Source organism: Pseudomonas sp. P4_C8, assembly GCF_056401975.1.
Genome location: NZ_JBFUIH010000137.1, coordinates 1 through 521, shown reverse-complemented (window position 1 = coordinate 521; position 521 = coordinate 1). Strand labels below are relative to the sequence as shown.

Genomic DNA, 521 nt, shown 5'->3' with positions numbered 1-521 from the left:
AAGGTTCGCCTGGGCCGGATGTGCAAACGAGGCGATGGCTACGTGCGCAGCCTGATGGTGCAGGGGGCTCACGCGGTATTGAGGCAGCTGCGCCCAGATTCGGAACAGCCCGACGATCGTCGCTTGCAACGCTGGCAGAGTCGGCTGGGACGCAAGGAAGCAGCGGTACGGCTGGCGAATCGCAACCTGCGAATCATCTGGGTACTGCTACAGAATGACCAGACTTATCGCCGCCAACCGGCCGATGGCGACAAGTWGTTGATCGACAGCGTTCTGCCACCGGGGCGCAAGTGCGCTCCAGCCCCTGCTAGAAAACATTGACCCCAGGTCAGACCGTCGCGGATTGATGCCTGCGCTCCTACCGGCCTTCGAGGCCTGAATGTAATCGGCATACCGTGAGCTCAACCAATGTTGGCCAGAAGCCAAAGATGGCTTCCTCGAATAGGCCTTATACATAGATGCAACCGGGTAGCAGTGTTTGAAAAGCAGGTAGACAGTGGGGGCGAGTCCATACATAGGAG

General features: G+C 58.8%; 1 pseudogene. It reads left to right on the top strand.

The features are described 5' to 3' along the window. Positions 1–321 (top strand): annotated as a pseudogene (locus AC1DWM_RS30230) (hypothetical protein); the annotation flags it as partial. Between the last annotated feature and the right edge of the window lie 200 nt (positions 322–521).